The organism is Variovorax sp. YR634, assembly GCF_900106655.1.
GTDB lineage: Bacteria > Pseudomonadota > Gammaproteobacteria > Burkholderiales > Burkholderiaceae_C > Variovorax.
In genome coordinates this window covers 34,219-49,991 of the sequence record NZ_FNOL01000013.1, presented here as the reverse complement: position 1 = coordinate 49,991, position 15,773 = coordinate 34,219, and the positions used below count along the sequence as shown (strand labels likewise).

At 67.4% G+C, this 15,773-nt stretch carries 15 protein-coding genes; 6 read left to right on the top strand and 9 right to left on the bottom strand.

Annotated elements, in window-relative coordinates; genetic code table 11:
• Positions 1-12: 12 nt before the first annotated feature.
• Both nadE and BLV60_RS21010 read left to right on the top strand, forming a co-directional pair.
• Complete coding sequence (gene nadE, locus BLV60_RS21015) at positions 13-852, top strand: ammonia-dependent NAD(+) synthetase (protein WP_093057215.1); 840 nt, start codon at positions 13-15, stop codon at positions 850-852.
• An 87-nt stretch (positions 853-939) separates the two neighbouring features.
• Positions 940-2,340: a coniferyl aldehyde dehydrogenase gene (locus BLV60_RS21010; RefSeq protein WP_093057214.1), complete on the top strand. Its 1,401-nt coding sequence runs from the start codon at positions 940-942 to the stop codon at positions 2,338-2,340.
• A 4-nt stretch (positions 2,341-2,344) separates the two neighbouring features.
• Here BLV60_RS21010 and BLV60_RS21005 read toward each other — a convergent pair whose 3' ends face one another.
• The 4 genes from BLV60_RS21005 to BLV60_RS20990 form a co-directional block, all read right to left on the bottom strand.
• The gene (locus tag BLV60_RS21005) at positions 2,345-2,731 is read right to left on the bottom strand and encodes a hypothetical protein (RefSeq protein ID WP_093057213.1); all 387 of its coding nucleotides are present in this window, start codon (positions 2,729-2,731) and stop codon (positions 2,345-2,347) included.
• Positions 2,732-2,784: 53 nt separating this feature from the next.
• Complete coding sequence (locus tag BLV60_RS21000; RefSeq protein WP_093057212.1) at positions 2,785-4,152, bottom strand: sigma-54-dependent transcriptional regulator; 1,368 nt, start codon at positions 4,150-4,152, stop codon at positions 2,785-2,787.
• A 7-nt stretch (positions 4,153-4,159) separates the two neighbouring features.
• Positions 4,160-6,013: a sensor histidine kinase gene (locus BLV60_RS20995; protein ID WP_093057211.1), complete on the bottom strand. Its 1,854-nt coding sequence runs from the start codon at positions 6,011-6,013 to the stop codon at positions 4,160-4,162.
• Between the two features lie 93 nt (positions 6,014-6,106).
• Complete coding sequence (locus tag BLV60_RS20990) at positions 6,107-7,468, bottom strand: dicarboxylate/amino acid:cation symporter (RefSeq protein WP_093057210.1); 1,362 nt, start codon at positions 7,466-7,468, stop codon at positions 6,107-6,109.
• A gap of 252 nt (positions 7,469-7,720) precedes the next feature.
• On the opposite strand from BLV60_RS20990, the gene BLV60_RS20985 reads away from it, so the two are divergent.
• Together BLV60_RS20985 and BLV60_RS20980 are read left to right on the top strand one after the other, a co-directional pair.
• Entirely contained in the window at positions 7,721-9,139 is a 1,419-nt protein-coding gene (locus BLV60_RS20985; protein ID WP_093057209.1) for an MFS transporter, read from the top strand.
• A 43-nt stretch (positions 9,140-9,182) separates the two neighbouring features.
• Positions 9,183-9,878, top strand: coding sequence for an aspartate/glutamate racemase family protein (locus BLV60_RS20980; RefSeq protein WP_093057208.1), 696 nt, complete (start codon positions 9,183-9,185; stop codon positions 9,876-9,878).
• A 30-nt stretch (positions 9,879-9,908) separates the two neighbouring features.
• Here the strand turns inward: BLV60_RS20980 and BLV60_RS20975 are convergent, their stop codons facing one another.
• From BLV60_RS20975 to BLV60_RS20955, 5 genes are read right to left on the bottom strand one after another with little or no spacing between them, the layout of a single operon-like run.
• Positions 9,909-10,916, bottom strand: coding sequence for a TRAP transporter substrate-binding protein (locus tag BLV60_RS20975; RefSeq protein ID WP_093057207.1), 1,008 nt, complete (start codon positions 10,914-10,916; stop codon positions 9,909-9,911).
• Between the two features lie 26 nt (positions 10,917-10,942).
• Positions 10,943-12,223 carry a TRAP transporter large permease gene (locus BLV60_RS20970; protein ID WP_093057206.1) on the bottom strand — a complete coding sequence of 427 codons (1,281 nt, stop codon included), beginning with the start codon at positions 12,221-12,223 and terminating at the stop codon, positions 10,943-10,945.
• The gene (locus BLV60_RS20965; protein ID WP_093057326.1) at positions 12,220-12,801 is read right to left on the bottom strand and encodes a TRAP transporter small permease; all 582 of its coding nucleotides are present in this window, start codon (positions 12,799-12,801) and stop codon (positions 12,220-12,222) included. The genes BLV60_RS20970 and BLV60_RS20965 overlap by 4 nt, the downstream gene beginning before the upstream one ends.
• Positions 12,802-12,816: 15 nt before the next feature.
• Positions 12,817-13,263, bottom strand: coding sequence for a type II 3-dehydroquinate dehydratase (locus BLV60_RS20960; RefSeq protein ID WP_093057205.1), 447 nt, complete (start codon positions 13,261-13,263; stop codon positions 12,817-12,819).
• A gap of 22 nt (positions 13,264-13,285) precedes the next feature.
• Positions 13,286-14,296, bottom strand: coding sequence for a TRAP transporter substrate-binding protein (locus BLV60_RS20955; RefSeq protein WP_093057204.1), 1,011 nt, complete (start codon positions 14,294-14,296; stop codon positions 13,286-13,288).
• Between the two features lie 108 nt (positions 14,297-14,404).
• Between BLV60_RS20955 and BLV60_RS20950 the strand changes: the two genes are divergently transcribed.
• Positions 14,405-15,187, top strand: a complete 783-nt coding sequence (locus BLV60_RS20950) for an IclR family transcriptional regulator (RefSeq protein WP_093057203.1) — start codon at positions 14,405-14,407, stop codon at positions 15,185-15,187.
• Positions 15,188-15,255: 68 nt separating this feature from the next.
• Positions 15,256-15,666 (top strand): PaaI family thioesterase, encoded by a 411-nt coding sequence (locus BLV60_RS20945; protein ID WP_093057202.1) that lies wholly within the window; start codon positions 15,256-15,258, stop codon positions 15,664-15,666.
• Positions 15,667-15,773: the final 107 nt, after the last annotated feature.

The following is a 15,773-nucleotide window of genomic DNA, read 5'->3' as shown; positions in this document are numbered from 1 at the left end:
TCGTATCCCACAATGAGCGCAGACCTCACTCCCGTCGACGACACGCAGCGCGAGATCATCGCGGCGCTGCATGTCGCGCCCGTCTTCGATGCCGCCCACGAGCTGGAGCGCCGCACCGACTTTCTCGCCAGCTACCTGAAGCGCACCGGCCTGAAGACGCTGGTGCTGGGCATCAGCGGCGGCGTCGATTCGCTGACCGCCGGCTGCCTCGCGCAGCGCGCCGTCGAGCGGCTGCGCGCCACGGGCTACGACGCCACCTTCATCGCGATGCGCCTGCCCTACGGCGTGCAGAAGGACGAAGCCGAAGCGCAGGCTTCGCTCGCGGTGATGAAGCCCGACCGCACCATCACCGTCGACATCCGCCCCGCCGCCGACGGCATGCTCGCCGCCCTGAAGGCCGGCGACCTGACGTTCCGCGACGCGGCGCACGAAGACTTCGTGCTCGGCAACATCAAGGCGCGCCAGCGCATGATTGCGCAGTTCGCGGTGGCCGGCGCGCACGACGGCATCGTCATCGGCACCGACCATGCGGCCGAGGCGCTGATGGGCTTCTTCACCAAGTTCGGCGACGGCGCGGCGGACATCACGCCGCTCACGGGCCTCAACAAGCGCCGTGTGCGCGCGGTGGCACAGCTGCTGAGCGCGCCCGACGCGCTGGTCTACAAGGTGCCCACCGCCGACCTCGAATCGCTGGTGCCGGGCAAGCCCGACGAAGATGCCTTCGGCGTCACCTACGAACAGATCGACGACTTCCTCGAAGGCAAGCCGGTGTCGGCCACGGCCCGCCAGACCATTCTTGCGACGCATCGCAAGAGCGCCCACAAGCGCGCGCTGCCCGTCGAGCCCTTCTGACGGCGGCGGCCGTGGAGTGCGCGGCGGCAAGGTGCAGGATCGCTGGCCGGTGTATCAACAAGCGGGCTTAGGCCTTCGCAAAAAACCATGACACACAACGACATGCGACAGACCTTCGACACGATGCGTGCCGCGAGCCTGCGCGCACAGACGCCGCCGTGGAACGAGCGCGCCGACCGCTTGAAGCGCCTGCGTGCGCTGGTGACAGACAACCGCCAGGAAATCGCCGCCGCCATCAGCGCCGACTTCCATCACCGGGCTGCGCAGGAAACCGAGCTTGCAGAAGTGTTCCCCAGCATCGAGGGCCTGCAGCACGCGCTCGCGCACGGCAAGGCATGGATGCGCGTGCGCCGCCGCTCCACGGGCCTGTGGTTCAAGCCCGCGTCGTCGCGGATCATGCCGCAGCCGCTGGGCGTGGTGGGCATCGTGGTGCCGTGGAACTACCCGCTGTACCTGGCGGTGGGCCCGATGACCGCGGCGCTGGCGGCGGGCAACCGCCTGATGGTGAAGCAGTCGGAGTTCACGCCGCGCTTCGCCGAGCTGTTCGCCGCGCTGGTGCGAAAGCAGTTTGCCGAAGACGAGATCGCCATCGTCAACGGCGACGCAGAAACCGCGCGCGCCTTCTCCAGCCTGCCCTTCGACCATTTGCTGTTCACCGGCTCGACCGCTGTCGGCCACCACGTGATGCGCGCCGCGAGCGAGCACCTCACGCCGGTGACGCTGGAGCTGGGCGGCAAGTCGCCCGCGATCATCGGGCCCGATGCCAACTTCGACAAGGCCGTCGAACGCATCCTGGTCGGCAAGACGCTCAACGCGGGCCAGACCTGCATCGCGCCCGACTACGTGCTGCTGCCCGAAGGCCAGCAGCAGCGCTTTGCCGACAGCGCCCGGCGCGTGTTCGCCTTGATGTACCCGGCGCTGGCCACCAACACCGACTACACGAGCATCGTGAGCCCGCGCCACTTCGCACGGCTGCAGGAGCTGTCGGCGCTGGCGCAGGAGCAGGGCGCCTCTGCCCTGCCCTTGTCCGACACCGCACCCGACCCTGCGACGCGCCGCTTTCCGCCGGTGCTGCTGACCGGCGTGAACGACGGCATGCGCTTGATGCAGGAAGAAATCTTCGGCCCGCTGCTGCCGGTGCTGACCTACAAGGGCATCGACGAAGCCATTGCGTACGTCAACGCGCACCCGCGCCCGCTCGCGCTGTACCTGTTCGAGAAGAACCGCGCGACCATCGACAGCGTGATGGAAAACACGGTGACTGGTGGGGTTTCAATCAACGAGACCCTGCTGCACGTCGCACAAGACAACCTGCCCTTCGGCGGTGTAGGCGCCAGCGGCATGGGCGCGTACCACGGCGAGCACGGCTTCGAGACCTTCTCGAAGATGAAGCCGATCTTTCACCAGTCGGCGCTGAATGGCCTGGGCCTGTTCAAGCCGCCCTACGGCAAGACCTTCGAACGGATGATGAAGCTGCTGGTGCGCTGAAGAATCAGGGTGCGGGAATGCTGGCGCCGTCGCCGTTGTCGCGGACGACGACGTAGCTGCAGACGGCCTGGCCCCTTGCGTCGTACAGGGACCAGCGCACCCGCGTGCCGTCGGGCGCCGCGTGCGCCACCTGCATCGAAGACGCGTCGATGTTCGCGCCCACATGGGCATAGCGCGCGTCCACGGTCATGGGCACATGGGGCGAAAAGGCTTGGTAGCCGGGCAGGTCGAACCATTCGTCATGCGCGAGCATGCTGCGCTCGGCGACCTTCCGGACGCGATGCCGCAGGAAGTGCTGGTCGGCGTCGCGGGCGCAGAACGGTCTGCTCTTCAGGTACGCACGCATGTCGCCCGCGATGTCCGCAAAGACGCCCTGGCATGCGCCCCGCATGCCGGCGAGCTGTTGATTTCCACGGAATCCTGACCCCATAAGACTCGAGCTACTTACTTGAACTCGTCCACAGTCACGCCCAGCTTGCGCACCTTGTCGTGCAGCGTCTGGCGCGCAATGCCCAGCGCGGCGGCTGTGGCCGGCTGGTCGCCGTGCTGGCGGCGCAGCTCCTCGACGATCACCGCGCGTTCGAACGACTCCACCTGCTGGGGCAGCCCGCGCGGCAGGGCGGGGACGCCTTCGGCGCTGTTGCCGCCACGCGTCTGCGTCAGGCGCTCGCCGAGCAGGCCCAGCACGAAGCGGTCGGCCACGTTGCGCAGCTCGCGCACGTTGCCGGGCCAGGCGTAGGCCATCAGGTCGGCGAGCTGCGCATTGCTCAAGAGCGGCGCGGGGCGCTCGTAGCGGCTTGCGGCCTGCAGGGTGAAGTGCTCGAACAGCAGCGGAATATCTTCGCGCCGCTCACGCAGCGGCGGCAGCTCGATGAAGGCCACGCCCAGGCGGTAGTACAGGTCGGCCCTGAACTTCTGCTGGTCGCTCATGGCCTTCAGGTCGTCCTTGCTCGCGGCCACCACGCGGCAGTCGAAGGGAATGGTCTTGTTGGAGCCGATGCGCTCGATGCTGCGCTCCTGCAGCGCGCGCAGCAGCTTGATCTGCACCGCCATCGGCATGCTCTCGATCTCGTCGAGGAACAGCGTGCCGCCGCTGGCGTATTCGAACTTGCCCACGCGCATGCGGCTGGCGCCGGTAAAGGCGCCGGCCTCGTGGCCGAACAGCTCGCTCTCGGCCAGCGACTCGGGCAGGCCGCCGCAATTGAGCGGCACGAAATGCTGGCGGCGGCGCCCGCTGTGGTCGTGCAGGCAGCGCGCGACCAGCTCCTTACCGGTGCCGGTCTCGCCGTAGACCAGCACGTCGGCCGAGGTTTCGGCCAGCGTCTTCACGGTCTGGCGCACCTGCTGCATCTGCGCCGAACGGCCGATCAGCACCGACTGGATGCCCTGCCAGTTCTCCAGCGCGTCGCGCAGCGCGCGCACCTGCAGGCTGAGCTGGCGGCGCTCGATGGCGTGGCGCACGATGGCCACCAGCCGCTCGGAGCTGAAAGGCTTTTCGATGAAGTCGTAGGCGCCCTCGCGCATGGCCTGCACGGCCATCGCGATGTGGCCGTGGCCGGTGACCAGGATCACGGGCAGTTCGGCATCGACGTTGCGCAGCTCGGGCAGCCACTCGGTGCCGCTCAGGCCCGGCAGGCGCACGTCGCTGATGACGACGGCCGGCACGCCGAAGCCGATGTGCGGCCGCGCGCGCTCGGCGCTGGCGAAAGATTCGACCTCGAAACCGGCCAGGGTCAGCACCTGGGTGGTGCTGATGCGAACGTCTTCGTCGTCCTCGACCAGCAGCACCCGGATGGCAGGGGCTTCGCTCACTTGGGGGTCACTCCTGTTGTGCAATGGAAAGGGGGGAATGGGAGGGGACAGGCGGGTTGTGGATCACGGCAATGGCAGCGGGCAGGTCGATGACGAAGCATGCCCCGCCGCCGTCCAGGTTGGCCGCGCGCAGCGAACCGTCCATGGACCGCACCAATTGTGCCGAGATCACAAGCCCCAGGCCCAGCCCCGAGCCCGCGGCCTTGCCGGTGACGAAGGGTTCGAACAGGCGCGGCAGGATGTCGGGGCGGATGCCCGGGCCGGTGTCTGTCACCGACAGGAGCACACGTCCCTCCTTCGGCCGCGCCTCCAGGCGCAGCGTGCGGACCGGCGCGTCCTGCATGGCGTCGATGGCGTTGCGCATCAGGTTGGCGAGCACGCTGCCCAGCGCGGCGTCTTCGGCCATGACGCTCAGCGCCGGGGGTTGCACGTCGACCTCGATGGTCACGCGCTGCTTCTTCGAGGCCTCGGCGACGATCACCTGCGCGTCGGCGATGGCATGCGACAGCTGCACGGGCGCCAGCGGCAGCTCGCCCTTGTAGGCAAAGGTTCGCAGCTGCGAGGTCAGCCGCGCGAGCCGGTCGACCATGCCGCGGATGCGCTCGAGGTTGCCGCGCACGTCGTCAAGGCGGCTCTTGTCGAGCAGGATGGTGGCGCTCTCCGACAGGGTGCGCATGGCCGTGAGCGGCTGGTTGAGTTCGTGCACCACGCCGGCCGACATCTGGCCCAGCGCGGCCATCTTGCCGGCGTGCACCAGCTCGCCCTGTGCGGCGCGCAGCTGCGCGGTGCGCGCCACCACGGTCGATTCGAGCGTGTCGTGCGCCGCCTGCAGCGCGGCCTGGTTGGCCAGCTTCTGGCGCACCGCGCGGCGGCGCTGCCACAGCGCAACAGCCACCAGCAGCAGCACCGCCATCGCGAGGCTGGCGGTAATGGCCGCATTGCGCGCCGCCACGCGCAGCGGCGCCAGGTCGTCGAGCACCACCAGCTGCCAGGGCGCGCCGCGCAGGGTGCGGGCCGAAGCGAGCTGGTCCACGCCGTCGAGCGAGATCACCTGCACGTCGCGGTCGAGCGCTTCTTTCTGCGTCCACTGCAGCGGCTGCAGGGTGGCCTCGCCGTAGGGGCGCGAGCGCAGCACCTCGGCGCGCTGCAGCGCATCGAGCGGCAGCAGCGGGCGGAACTTCAGGTTGTCGCGTGTGGAAAGAATGACCACGCCGCGCTGGTCGATCAGCGCCACGTCGCCGGGCAGCTTGCGCCAGGCGCGCTCGGTCTCTTCCAGGTTGATCTTCACGGCCACCACGCCGCGCGCGGACTGGCCGCGGCGCAACGCATACGAAAGGTAGTAGCCCGGCCGCTTGCTGGTGATGCCCACGCCGTAGAAGCGGCCCCTGCCCTGCCCCAGCGCATCGATCACGTAGGGCCGGAACGACAGGTCCTGCCCGACGGTGGTGCCGGGCTTGTCCCAGTCCGATGCCGCCAGCGAAGTGCCGGCGGCGTCGAGCACATAGAGCATCTCGGCACCGGCGGTGGCGTTGACGCCGTCGAGGTAGCGGTTGACCACGTCGCGCAGGCGAGTGTCGGTCGGCGTGCCGAGCAGCGCCGGCACGACGGGCGTCATCTCCAGCAGCGCGGGGAGGTAGTCGAAGCGGGCCAGGTCGGCGTCGAGCCCGGTCGCGAGCATGTCGAGCCGGTGTTCAGCCGCCTCGCGCAGGCGCGCCAGGCCGGCCTGCATGGCGATCTGGTGGCCGGCGAAGGCGGCCACGGCCACCAGGGCCAGTGCGCCGCACCAGCGCGGCAGGCCGCGCCATCCCCTGGCATTGTCGGAAGGTCCATCGAAACGCCGGGCCGGCTCCCTTGAAATCATGGGAGCGTTATTGCACAAGGCCGGGCCGTCCGCATCGGTGGCAGCCCGATGGCCCTGCGCCGCCCCGCTTTCGCGGGGCCGGCAAGGAAAGGGTCAGGCCTGCCGTGCCGGGCTGGCAGGCATGTGCGCTTCGGTTGCGTCGAGCACGCGCTCGGGCTCGTCGGCTTCCACCGTGCTCTCCTGGTCCAGGTGCTGATGCATGCGCACGGTGTCGAGGTCGCCGGTCCACTTGGCGACCACGATGGTGGCCACGCCGTTGCCGATCAGGTTGGTGAGCGCGCGAGCTTCCGACATGAAGCGGTCGATGCCCAGGATGAGCGCGAGCCCCGCCACCGGCACATGGCCCACGGCCGACAGCGTGGCCGCCAGCACGATGAAGCCGCTGCCCGTGACACCGGCCGCGCCCTTCGAAGTGAGCAGCAGCACGGCCAGCAGCGTGAGCTGCTGCGTCAGCGTCATGTCGGTGTTGGTCGCCTGCGCGATGAACACCGCCGCCATCGTCAGGTAGATCGAGGTGCCGTCGAGGTTGAACGAGTAGCCCGTAGGCACCACCAGCCCGACCACCGACTTCTTCGCGCCCAGGTTCTCCAGCTTGGCCATCATGCGCGGCAGCACCGACTCGCTCGACGAGGTACCCAGCACGATCAGCAGTTCTTCCTTGATGTACTTGATGAACTTCCAGATGCTGAAGCCGTGGAACCTCGCTATGAGCCCCAGCACCACGAAGATGAAGAACAGGCAGGTGGCATAGAAGGTGGCCATCAGCTGGCCCAGCTGCAGCAGCGAGCTCACGCCGTACTTGCCGATGGTGAAGGCCATGGCGCCGAAGGCGCCGATGGGCGCGACCTTCATGATGTAGCCGACGATCACGAAGAGCACGTGCGAGCCCTTCTCGATCACGTCGAACACCAGCGTGCCGCGGCCGCCGAACTTGTGCAGCGCAAAGCCGAACATCACCGCGATCAGCAGCACCTGCAGGATCTCGCCCTTGGCGAAGGCATCGACCACCGTGTTCGGGATGATGTTGAGCAGGAAGTCGGTGGTGCTCTGCATCTTGCCCGGGCCGGTGTAGGCCGCAATGCTCTTGGTGTCGAGCTGGCTCACGTCGACGTTCATGCCCGCGCCGGGCTTCACGATGTTGATGATGACCAGACCCACCACCAGTGCGATGCTGCTCACGACCTCGAAGTACAGCAGCGCCAGGCCGCCGGTCTTGCCAACCTTCTTCATGTCTTCCATGCCGGCGATGCCCACCACCACCGTGCAGAAGATGATCGGCGCGATGATCATCTTTATCAGCTTGATGAAGCCGTCGCCCAGCGGCTTCATCGAAGCGCCGGTGTCGGGGTAGAAATGCCCCAGCAGCACCCCGAGCACGATGGCCGTGATGACCTGGAAATACAGGGATTTGTAGAAGGGCTTGGGTGCGGTGGTGTGTTCCACGGGGTGGCTCATCGGGTTGTCTCCAATTTCGTGGCCAGGCTCCGCAGCGGGGCGCGCGGCCGGCCTCGTGGTTCAGCAATCGACATGCCACGCACGGCACCGGTCGCACCGCGCGCTAAGTCCTTGATTTGATGGACCTTTTGGTGAGCGTGCGAACCGCGACCCGCCGACGATCCGGATGGCGCGGGCAACGCCCGTCCGATCCACCGGATCAACATCTCGGGGAAAACCCTAGCCCTCATTCAACGATGTCAGACTTGCCGCATGAACGACAACGCCCAGCCGGCAGCGGCCACGGACAGCGCCTCCAAGCGCATCGCGCTCACGGTGGCGGCCGCCTTCTTCATGGAGACGCTGGACGCCACCATCATCGTCACCGCCCTGCCGGCCATCGGAGCCGGCTTCGGCATGGGCGCGCTGGACGCGAGCCTGGGCGTCACGGTCTACCTGATCGCTATGGCGGCGCTGGTGCCGGCGGCGGGCTGGTGCGCCGGGCGCTTCGGGGCGCGGCGGGTGTTTGCGCTCGCGGTCGGCACCTTCACCATGGCCTCGCTCGCCTGCGGGCTGGCGCCCACCTTCGAGGTGTTCGTTGCGGCGCGCGTGCTGCAGGGCGCGGCCGCGGCCTTCATGTCGCCGGTGGGGCGGCTCGTGGTGCTGCGCGAAACGCCGAAGCACCGGCTGATAGAGGCCATCGGCACCATCACCTGGCCGGGGCTCATCGCGCCGGTGATCGGCCCGCCGCTGGGCGGGCTCATCGCAACGCACGCGTCGTGGCGCTGGATCTTCCTGCTGAACGTGCCGCTGGGCCTCGTGGGCCTGTGGCTGATCATGCGGCTGTTCCCGCGCCGCACCGACGTGGCCCCGACGCGCTTCGATGCAATCGGCTTCGTGCTCACCGCCGTTGCGCTGGCCGCGCTGGTCGAAGGCCTCACGCGCCTGGGCGGCTCGCAGCCGGGCTCGGCCACCACCCTTGGCCTGCTGGCCGTCGGCGCCGTGGCGGCAGCCGCCGCAGTGCGCCATGCGCGACGCACGACGGCGCCCCTGCTCGACCTGCGCGCGCTGGCTGTGCCGACTTATGCGCTGGCCACCGCGACGGCCGGCTTCGTCTCGCGCATCGCGATCAACGCCTCGCCCTTTTTGCTGCCGCTGATGTTCCAGATCGGCTTCGGCATGAACGCGTTCCAGGCGGGCTCGATGCTGCTGGTTTACATGGGCGGCAACCTCGTGATGAAGAGCGCCACCACGGCGGTGCTGCGGCGTTTCGGCTTTCGCAATGTGCTGACGGTGAACGGCGCGATCTGCGCCGCCACGCTGTTCGGCTGCGGGCTGCTGTCACCGGGCGACCCGCTGCCGTGGGTGTGCGTGCTGCTCTTCGTGGCAGGCATGGCGCGCTCGATGAACTTCACGGCCATCAACACGCTCGCCTTTGCCGACGTGCCCGACGAATCCCGCGCCGGCGCAAGCACGCTCGGCACGATGCTGCAGCAGGTCTCGCTCGCGCTCGGCGTCGCGCTGGGCGCGATGGTGCTCGGCGCTTCGAAGGCGCTGCGCGGCGCGCCGGCGGTGCAGCTCGCGGACTTCCACCACGCCTGGTACGTGGTCGGCCTGCTGATGGCCATCGCAACGCTGATGACGCTGCGGCTCGACCGCCATGCGGGCATGGCAGTGTCGCGAAGGCCGTGAGAACATCGTTCGCCCTGCTGTTTCCCTTTCGGAGATTTCTTCCATGCCACTGCACATCGGCATCGTCGGCTGCTCGGCCGAAGGCGCGGCACTCTGCTATCGCACGCTGTGCGTCGAAGGCGCCCAGCACATGGGCCGGGCCCACGCGCACCCCGAGGTTTCGATGCACACGCACTCGCTCGCCAGCTATGTGGACTACCTCGATCGCGGCGATGTCGACGGCGTCGCGCAACTGATGCTGTCGTCGGCGGGCAAGCTCGCGGCATCTGGCGCCGACTTTCTGATCTGCCCCGACAACACGATCCACCAGGCGATGCATCAGGTGCTGCCGCAGTCGCCGCTGCCGTGGCTCCACATTGCCGAAGTGGCTGCAGCAGAGGCGGTGTCGCGGGGCTTTCGCCGCGTGGGCGTGCTGGGCACGCGCTGGCTGGTCGACAGCGAGGTCTACCCGCAGGCGCTGTCGGCCGCCGGGCTGGAAGCCGTGCGGCCTGATGCCGATGAGCGTGCAACGCTTGGCCGCATCATCATGGACGAACTGGTGCGCGGCGTGGTCCGGCCCGAGTCCACCGCGGTGCTGCAGCAGATGATCGAAGGCCTGAAGGCGCGCGGCTGCGATGCAGTGGCGCTGGGCTGCACCGAACTGCCACTGGTGCTGAACGACGGCAACTCGGCACTCCCGACACTCGACTCGACGCGCCTGCTGGCGCGCGCGGCGCTGCGGCGCGCAACGACCGGCTGAGGCGCCTCGCCCGTCTGGCCGTACCCCCGCCTATTTGCGCGCCTTGTCGATCTCGGCCATCAGCTCTTTCACGGTGGCCTCGCCGACCGAGGCCGAGTACTTGTCGATGACCGGCTTCACCTTCGTGCGCAGCTTCGCCATCTCCTCGGGCGGCAGCTCCGACACGGTCATGCCCGCCTTCTTCAATGCATCGAGCGCGCTGTCGGCGGCGCCGCGCGAGGCCTCGCGCTGGAACGCGGTCGATTCGGCCGACGCCTCGGTGATGATCTTCTTCTCTTCCGCGCTCATGCCGTCCCAGGTCTTCCTGCTGATCAGCAGCGCCTGCGGGTTGTAGATGTGCCGGGTCTGGGTGATGTACTTCTGCACCTCGGCGAACTTGGACGACAGGATGGTGGTGTTCGGGTTCTCCTGCCCGTCGACCGCCTTCTGGTCGAGAGCGGGATACAGCTCGGGGAACGGCAGCGGAGTGGCATTGGCGCCCAGCGCACTGAACAGGTCGATGTAGATCGGCGACTGGATCACGCGGATCTTCAGCCCCGCGATGTCGTCCGCCTTCACGATCGGCCGCTTGCTGTTGGTGAGGTTGCGAAAGCCCAGATCCCAGTAGCCCAGGCCATGCAGGCCCTTGTCTTCCAGCCTGGCCATCAGCTTCTGGCCGAAGGGTCCGTCGGTGACCGCATCGGCCTCCTTGCCACTGTTGAACAGGAACGGAAAGTCGTAGGCCGCGAACTCCTTGACCTGCGCCGAGAGAATGCCCGCGTTCAGCACCGTGAGTTCGACCGTGCCGCCCTGCAGCGCCGACACGGTCTGAAGATCGCCGCCGAGCGCGCCGCCCGCGAACAGCTTGACGGTGATCTTGCCGCCCGACTTGGCGGCCACGAGGTCGGCGAACTTCTGCGCGCCCTGCGCCTGCGGATGGCCGGTCTGGTTCTGGAACGCGAACTTGAGCGTCCGCTCCCTGACCTGCGCACCGGCGCCGCACATGGCGAACAACGCAACGGCGGCGACCAGCAGTTTCAGCATCGAAGGCTTCTTCATGGCAACGTCTCCTTGTATGTATGTGTCTATCCGTGGAACAGCCTGGCCGGCCCCGTCACCAGCCACGGGAACAGCACCATCAGGAACATGACGGCGAACTCGGCGATCATGAAAGGCACCACGCCGCGCGTGACGTCGTCCATCGAGATCTTTCCGACGCCGGCCACCACGTTGAGGACCGTGCCCACCGGCGGCGTGACCAGGCCGATCGAGTTGTTGATGATGAAGAGCACGCCGAAGTAGACCGGGTCGATGCCCGCGGCCTTCACGATGGGCATCAGCACGGGTGTGAGGATCAGGATCGTCGGCGTCATGTCCATCGCGGTGCCCACGATCATCACGAGCACCATGATCGCGATCATCAGCAGGATCTGGTTGCCCATGAAGGGCTGCAGCAGACCCACCACCTTCGAAGGCAGGTCGGCTACCGTGATGAGCCACGCGCTCACCATGGCCGCGGCGATCAGGAACATCACGATGGCGCTGGTCTTGGCCGCCCCCACGAACACCGTGTAGAGGTCCTTCCAGCTCAGCTCGCGATAGACGACGGTCGACACGAAAAGCGCATAGACGGCGGCCACCACGGCCGCCTCGGTCGGCGTGAACACGCCCATGCGCAGACCTACGAGGATGATCACCGGCAGCATCAGCGCCCACAGCGCCTTGCGGAACGCGGTGAAGATTTCGCCGCCCGACTTGCGCGGCGGAGGCACGATCTTCTCGCGCCGCACCAGCCAGGCCCAGGTGATCCACAGCGCGCCGCCGATCAGCAGGCCCGGCACGATGGCCGCGAGGAACAGCTTGGAGATCGAGACGTTGGCCGCCACGCCGAAGATCACGAGCCCGATGCTCGGCGGGATCACCGGGCCGATCACGCCGGTGGCCGCGATGAGCCCGCCCGCGCGCGCCTTGTCGTGGCCCGCCTTGACCATCATCGGCAGCAGCAGCGCCGTCAGCGCGGCGGCGTCGGCCACGGCCGACCCCGAGAGCGCGGAGAGCAGGCAGCCCGCCATGATGGTCACGTAGCCGAGGCCGCCTTTCACATGGCCGACCAGCGCGAGCGCGAAGTCGACGATGCGCTTGGAGAGGCCGCCCACGTTCATGATCTCGCCGGCCAGCATGAAGAACGGCACGGCCAGCAGCGGAAAGCTGTCGGCGCCGCCGATCACGTTCTGCGCAAGGATCTGCGCGTCGAACAGGTCGAGGTGCCACATCAGCGCGACGCCGCTGGCCAGCAGCGAGAACGCGATGGGAATGCCCATCGCCATGGCCAGGAGCAGCGAGCCCACGAAGACGACGATGGTCACTTGCGTGCTCCCTGTTGTGCATCCCCTTGAGCGGTGCTGTCGTGCGAACCGAGGATCTGCTGCAGCTGCACCGCTTCTTCGGACTCCTGCACCATCACCAGATCGCTCTCGGCAATGCGCCCTGTGAGCAGGCGCAGCAGGTCGAGCACGAGGATGAACGCGGCCAGCACCGAGAACACCACGCCCGACAGGTACACCACCGCCATCGAGGCACCGGTGACCGGCGCGGTCACGTCCCAGTTGATGCGCGTCTGCGCCGTGCTGCCCTGGAACAGCAGCCACACGATGTAGAGCATCACCACGTGCCCTATCGCAAGGCAGATCTTCTTGCCGATGGGCGGCAGCTTCTGCACCACCATGTCGACGCCCAGGTGGCCATGCTCCTTCAGCGCGACGACCGCGCCGAGAAAGGTCATCCAGATGAAGAGCCAGCGCGAGACTTCCTCGGACAGGGTGATGCCCGAATTGAAGCCGTAGCGCAGCACCACGTTGCCGAAGACCAGCACGACCATGACCGCAAGCGCGGCTGCGATCAGGGCTTCGATGCCGGCGCAGCACCGGTCGATCCATCGGTTCATGGCCATGCTCTGCGTTCAGGCCGGCGCGGCCTGCCTGTGCATCTCGACCAGCGCGCGCAGCGCAGCCAGGTAAGACTGCGGGCCCAGGCCCTGAACCGTGCCCTTCACCGCCGGCGAGATGATCGAATGCGCGCGCCATGTCTCGCGCGCGGCGATGTTGGACATGTGCACCTCGATGATGGGGAACGGCATCGCCTTGATCGCGTCGTGCAGCGGCACGCCGTGCTGCGTGAGGCCGGCCGGGTTGACCAGCGCACCCTGAGCCTCGTCGATGTGGGTGTGCAAAAAGTCGATCAGGTCGCCTTCGTGGTTCGACTGGAGGATTTCCAGCGTCACACCGAGTTCGGTGGCGAGCTGCTGCAGCTGCGCATTGATTTCGGCCAGCGTGGTCTTGCCGTAGATGTGGGGTTCGCGGCGGCCGAACAGGTTGAGGTTGGGGCCGTGCAGGACGAGGATCTTCATGAGGCGCCTTCGGTCGGAGGTCTTACTGCTTGCGGATGCGCGCGAGTTCGTCGGTGTAGAGCTTGACGATGGCGGGGTCATAGCTCGCGGCGAAACGCTCGGTGACAGGCTTGGCAATCTGCCGCATGCGGGCCTGCTCGGCGGGCGCGAGCTCGTTGAACTGCGCCCCCTTGGCCTGCAAGTCGCCTACGGCGCGCTGCGCGGCGGCGCGGCTCACCTGGCGCTGATAGCCGCGCGCTTCGTCGGCGGCCTCGCGCATCATCTTCTGCTCGGCGGGGCTCAGCGAGTCCCAGAACTTCTTGCTGACCAGCACGATGTTGGCCGCATACACATGGTTCGTGGCACTCACGAACTTCTGCACCTCGTAGAACTTGTTCGACAGGATCACCGCGTACGGGTTCTCCTGGCCATCGACCGCCTTCGACTCGAGCGCTCCGTACAGCTCGGCGAAAGGCATCGGCACCGGGTTGGCCTTGAAGGCCTTGAAGGTTTCGAGGAACACGGGGTTCGGAATGACGCGGATCTTCAGGCCTTCGAGGTCCTCGGGCCTGGTGATGGGCCGCTTGCTGTTGGTGACGTTGCGAAAGCCCAGGTCCCAATAGCCCAGCGCCACCAGCCCCTTCTCCGGCAGCTTCGCGATCAACGCCTGGCCCAGCGGGCCGTCGAGCAGCGCATCGGCCTGCGCAAAGCTGCCCACCGCGAACGGGAAGTCGACAAGGCCGAACTCCTTGACGATGCCCGCGAGCGACGTGGTGGCCGGTGCCGACATCTGCTGCACGCCGCCCTGCAGCGCCGACTGCTGCTGCATCTCGTTGCCCAGCTGCGAGGCCGGAAACTCCTGCACCTTCATCTTGCCGCCGCTCTTGGCCGCGAGCAGTTCGGCAAAACGCTTCACGCCGAAGCTCACCGGATGGTCTGCGTTGTTGAGATGACCGAAGCGGATCACACGGTCCTGCGCGCCCTGCGCGAACGCGGGAATGGCCAGGGCGAGGGTCAGGCCGGCCGCTGCCAGCTGGCGATGAAGCGTTCTCAAGATGTGATCTCCAACTGTGTGAAGGTGCAAGGGCGGCGCGATCTTAGGGCGGAATTGGAAAATATTTCCACTAGTGAAAACACTTGGCAAAAGCGCTAGAGTGACGTCATGACAGCCATACTCGAACGCAGCTTCAAGGTCCTCGAACACCTGGCCGGCCACCCCGAAGGCCGCGCGCTGTCGGCACTGTCGGCCGAACTGGAAATGCCGCTGAGCGCCACGCACCGCCTGCTGACCGAGCTCATCCGCTGCGGCTATGTGCGGCAGGACCAGAGCCATGGCGACTACATGCTCACCATCAAGCTGGTGTCGCTCGGCCTGAGCTTTCTCAGCAACAGCGGTATCGTCGACGTGGCGCAGCCGCTGCTCGACCGGCTCGCCGCCGAATCGGGCGAACTGGTGCGGCTGGCGGTGGTCGACGGCGACGAGCTCACCTTCGTCGCCAAGGCGCAGGGTGCAACGCGCGGCCTGCGCTACGACCCGGACATGGGCCTTTCGGTGAACCTCTCCTGCAGCTCCGCCGGCCACGCCTGGCTGTCGACAATGACGGACGAGCAAGCGCTGCAACTCGTGGCGAAGCAGGGCTTCGGCAAGCCCGAGGACTACGGCCCGAAGGCGCCGACCACAGTGAAAGCGCTGCTGGCGTATCTGCGCGCGGCACGCAAGCGCGGCTTCGCGATGATCAGCGAGGTGTTCGCGCCGGCAATGACTGCCATGGCCGCGCCGGTGCGCAGCGGCAACGGCGCGGTGATCGGCGTCATCACCATCGCAGGGCCACTGGTGCGGCTGACAGAGGAACGCATGCTCGAACTGGGGCCGGCGCTGCTCGCGTCGGCCGACGATGTGGCGCAGGCCAGCGGGGCTTCCGCGATGTTCAAGCGAAGGGCCTGACCGAACATCGCACAGCGGCCATGGCGTTTATTTAGTATGGAACCTCCCCAAAAGCCAAGGAGACATCCATGCACGACATCGCCGCGATCCAGAAACTGCTGGACGCGATCTTCCCCGGCCTGCTGGGCGTACGGCTCACCGAACTCGCACCCGACCGCGTGGTCGCGCAGATGGAGGTGCGGCAAGACCTGTGCACCGCTGGCGGCATCTTGCACGGCGGTGCCTACATGGCCTTCGCCGACACGCTGGGTGCGGTCGGCACCATCGCCAACCTGCCCGAAGGCAAGCGCACGACGACCACCGATTCGAGCACCAAGTTCATCGCGGGCGCGCGCCTCGGCACGACGGTCACGGGCACCTGCGTGGCGCTGCATCGCGGGCGCACCACGCATGTGTGGCAAACCTCGGTAACCAATGCCGACGGCAAGCTGTGCGCGGTCGTCACACAGACGCAACTGGTGCTGGGCGAAGGCGCATAGCCGGGCAAGCCCTATCCCGACGGCGTCGGCATGCGCTTACGGCCAGTTCGCGCAGCGTCCTATCGACGCATCGCCCATGGTTTCTAGTCTGGACTCCAGGCACCGGA